This window comes from Clostridiaceae bacterium, from assembly GCA_012840395.1.
Classification (GTDB): Bacteria; Bacillota; Clostridia; order Acetivibrionales; family DULL01; genus DULL01.
The window spans coordinates 1-3,931 of the sequence record DULL01000007.1; the positions used below are offsets into that span (position 1 = coordinate 1).

General features: G+C 37.5%; 6 protein-coding genes. All 6 read left to right on the top strand.

The genetic code is table 11. The annotated features are described in order from the left end of the window. Window positions 1-169 precede the first annotated feature (169 nt). A complete protein-coding gene (locus tag GXX20_00510; protein ID HHW30149.1) occupies window positions 170-541 on the top strand; it encodes a RidA family protein in 372 nt (123 codons plus the stop codon). A 32-nt stretch (window positions 542-573) separates the two neighbouring features. Then, window positions 574-1,080, top strand: coding sequence for a hypothetical protein (locus tag GXX20_00515; GenBank protein HHW30150.1), 507 nt, complete (start codon window positions 574-576; stop codon window positions 1,078-1,080). A gap of 416 nt (window positions 1,081-1,496) precedes the next feature. Further along, window positions 1,497-2,636, top strand: a complete 1,140-nt coding sequence (locus GXX20_00520) for an aminotransferase class I/II-fold pyridoxal phosphate-dependent enzyme (protein ID HHW30151.1) — start codon at window positions 1,497-1,499, stop codon at window positions 2,634-2,636. A 1-nt stretch (window position 2,637) separates the two neighbouring features. Then, on the top strand, window positions 2,638-3,228 hold the full coding sequence (locus GXX20_00525) for an acetyltransferase (GenBank protein HHW30152.1): 591 nt from the start codon (window positions 2,638-2,640) through the stop codon (window positions 3,226-3,228). Window positions 3,229-3,256: 28 nt separating this feature from the next. After that, window positions 3,257-3,700: a hypothetical protein gene (locus GXX20_00530; GenBank protein HHW30153.1), complete on the top strand. Its 444-nt coding sequence runs from the start codon at window positions 3,257-3,259 to the stop codon at window positions 3,698-3,700. Window positions 3,701-3,776: 76 nt separating this feature from the next. Then, window positions 3,777-3,931 (top strand): hypothetical protein (locus tag GXX20_00535; GenBank protein HHW30154.1); only part of this gene is annotated, 155 nt, incomplete at its 3' end.

Genomic DNA, 3,931 nt, shown 5'->3' on the forward strand with positions numbered 1-3,931 from the left:
AACTCGCTTACGCTCGCCCTTGACATCCTCAGACATAGTAAATAAATGTAAAATATAGAAATTTAAAGAAAGGAGAATCTAACTTAGAAAAGCTGAAAAATTGTCTTGACAATGGGGGGCATTATATATTATATATATTATAGAAGCAAGGGGGTTAAGCAGTGGGAAAATCACATTTAATACACAGAAAGGACCCAAAGCAGTAGGGCCATACTCAACAGCAGTAGTACATAGAGATACAATATACCTTTCGGGGATGTTGCCAATAGATCCCCAAAACGGCAAATTAATAGATGGAAGTATAGAAGATCAAGCTCATCAAGCATTCAAGAATATTAAAACTGTATTAGAGGAATTAGAAAGTGACCTTACACAGGTATTGAAAGTTACTTTATTTCTTGCTGATATGAATGATTTTAAAGCCGTTAATGAAGTTTATAAGGATTATTTCGGCCCGAACTTTCCTGCAAGATCTGCTGTTCAGGTAGCCAGGCTGCCTTTAGATGCAAGAATTGAAGCGGAAGTTACAGCGGCAAAATAAATCCTATATCATATTAAGTTCTTAGAAGGAAAATGGAAAATTTGAAAGCTTATTGTTTATATTGTAAAACAGGCTCTGAGGGCGTTATAGCACGAAGAGCTGTTGAACTGTTTAATGGCGCTGTAGCTTATGCTCCGGTACGTGTTGTGCAGGAAAAAAGAAAGGGAGTTTGGGAAGAACGGGAGCAAATACTGATTCCTGGGTATGTATTTCTATATTTGGAAGAGGAAGCAGACTTAAGTATTATTAGAGATTTAGCAGGAGCATACAAGATACTCCAGTATCAGACAGGCTTAAGGGAACTTGTTGGTTCAGATTATGAATATGCTTCCTGGGTGTACAAGCATAAAGGCAGGATAGGACCTTCTAAAGCACTGATAGAGGGAAGTATTGTTAGAGTAGTAGATGGACCACTATCAGATGGTATTGGTAAGATAATTAAATTGGATCGGCATAAGCGCCGGGCTTGGGTTGAATTTGATTTTGATGGAAAGATACAGAAGGTTTCGCTTAGCGTTGTAGATATAAACGTCCTGTAAGAATTGATCATCGACTCGTGCGTGTCAAGGGTTGCGGGACTTTATAGTGAAAAGGACAGGTAGTGTAAGGGAAGCTTACACGAAAGGGCGAAGCTATACATAAAGCTATACATATTGGTGGAAAAAAATGGAGATTGAAAATATAGTTATTAGATATAAAATAGAGAAAGAATTGTATTCTGTGAGGAGTGTTAATGGGGGATAAGATGTATTTTTCTAGCCCTCGTATGAGTGTTGAGGACTATGAAATGCAGTATATAAATAGATGTTTTTATTCAATTTTTTACCGAAAATTCTTATGAATATAAAGCTACTGGCGATGAGGATAAGTTCCTTACAAAACAATAGCTATTATGTTATTATCTTTAACTCATCAAGGTTTACATGATTTTATAGTTTACGATTAGAGGCATTATATGAGTGAAAAAAATAGAATTTATTTATCATCGCCAACAATGCATGGTGATGAACAGAAGTACATACAGGAAGCATTTGATACAAACTGGATTGCTCCGTTAGGCCCAAATGTTGACGGTTTTGAGCGAGAAATGGCGAAATATGTCGGAATTAAACATGCAGTAGCTTTAGTATCCGGCACATCCGCATTGCATTTAGCAGTGAAATTGGCCGGTGTCAAACCTGGAGATATTGTCTTTTGTTCAGATCTGACATTTGCCGCTACTGTAAATCCGATTACATATGAAGGCGGAATACAGGTTTTTATTGACTCCGAGAGAGATACTTGGAATATGGATCCAAGAGCTTTGGAAAAAGCATTTAAAAAGTACCCCACTTGTAAATGCGTGATTGTTGCTAATCTGTATGGTGTTCCGGCAAAGCTCGACGAAATTTGTTCTATTTGCGATGCTTACGGTGCAATTTTAATTGAAGATGCCGCTGAGAGTCTTTCCTCTACATATAAAGGTAAACAAACAGGTACGTTTGGCAAGTACGGAATTTTCTCGTTCAACGGCAATAAGATTATCACCACCTCTGGAGGAGGTATGTTGGTCAGCGACGATGAAGAAGGGATAAAAAAAGCTCGCTTCTGGTCAACACAATCGCGTGATCCTGCTCCTTGGTATCAACACAGCGAGATAGGCTATAACTACCGCATGAGCAATATTGTCGCAGGAATTGGGCGCGCTCAGCTCCTGCACCTAGATGAACATAGGAATTTAAAAGAAAAGATTTATCGTAGGTATGAATCCGGATTTAAAGGATTGCCGATTAAGATGAATCCCTATCTTGAATGTAGCCAACCCAACTTCTGGCTGAGTTGCATCACGATAGATAGAGGAGCGAATATATCACCTGAAAAAATACGATTGGCGCTTGAGAAGGAAAACATCGAGTCCCGGCCTATATGGAAACCAATGCACCTACAGCCGGTATTTTCAGGTTATGATTTTATTAGTGTGGAAGGTGACGTCGGAGGAGATATTTTCGGACGTGGTTTATGTTTACCCTCGGATATTAAGATGACGGTAGAGCAGCAAGATAGGGTAATAGAAGTAATTAGAAGTTGCTTTCTTATGTTTGCAGGAGGAATGTAAAATGTCAAAAGTAATCATTATTGGAGCAAGTGGCCATGGTAGAGTGATAGCTGATATTGTTCGTGCCTCTGGAGATGAAGTTCTTGGCTTCCTTGATGATGATTTGAGTTTGACTAATATACTTGGCTCAGTCGCTGATTCGAAAAAATATCCGAATTTAGAATTTATAATTGGAATAGGAAATGCAGAAATAAGGGAAAAAATATCTCGATTGCCTTTAAAATGGTATACTGCGATTCATCCAACTGCGGTAATTTCTCCAACGGCAGTTATTGGTGAAGGAACGGTTATAATGGCGAATTCCGTTATAAACAATGGAGCCAGCGTTGGTAGGCATTGTATTTTAAACACGGCGTCCGTTGTTGAACATGATAGCATTTTATTTGATTATGTACATGTTTCTGTTGGAGCCAAATTAGGAGGAACTGTGTCTATTGGTAAAAGAACATGGGTTGGAATTGGTGCTGTAGTAAGCAACAATATCTTTATCTGTGGAGACTGTATCATTGGTGCTGGTTCGGTTGTTGTTAAGGATATTAACATTCCAGGCACATATTTTGGCATACCTGCAAAGTTGCATATTAAGGAATAATTCTTAGTTTAGAGAGAGAAATGAGCATATGAAACTATTAATAATTGCACCACATGCGGATGATGAAATCATTGGCGTTGGTGGTACCATAATTAAAAATGTTACCGAAGGTAATGAAGTGTTTGTGTGTATTGTCACACGTGGAGTTAAACCTCTATTTTCGGATGAGTATATGAAATGCCTGAGAAAAGAAACAGTTACATGTCATAAAACTATTGGTGTTAAGAAAACAATTTTCTTAGAATTTCCTTCTGTAATGCTTGAGGAACAACATAGGTTTGAGATTAATAGAAAAATCCTTGATGTAATTAAAGAAACACAACCTGATGAAGTCTACATACCTCATATCGGAGATATGCAAAAGGATCACCAAATCGTTGCAGAATCAGCCATGGTTGCATTGCGCCCGAAATATTCGTTTACTCCGAAGAAAGTTAGTGTAAAATTACTTTGGGAAAAAACCAAAAAATAAAAGATAAGAGTATCTCTCCTGTGATATCATGTAATTTATGAAGAACCACAATAATCACAGAAAAGGAGATACTCTTATGAAACTAATTATACAGGAAATCATAGAAAAAATCAGTAGTAGTTTTGAAAAAGAGCTAGAAAAACTAATAAGAGAAAAAAGAGACATATCCGAATTTATATTAGCCACAAAGAAGACGTTGGATGATATAGGAGTAACCTTAGTTGCAGAGGC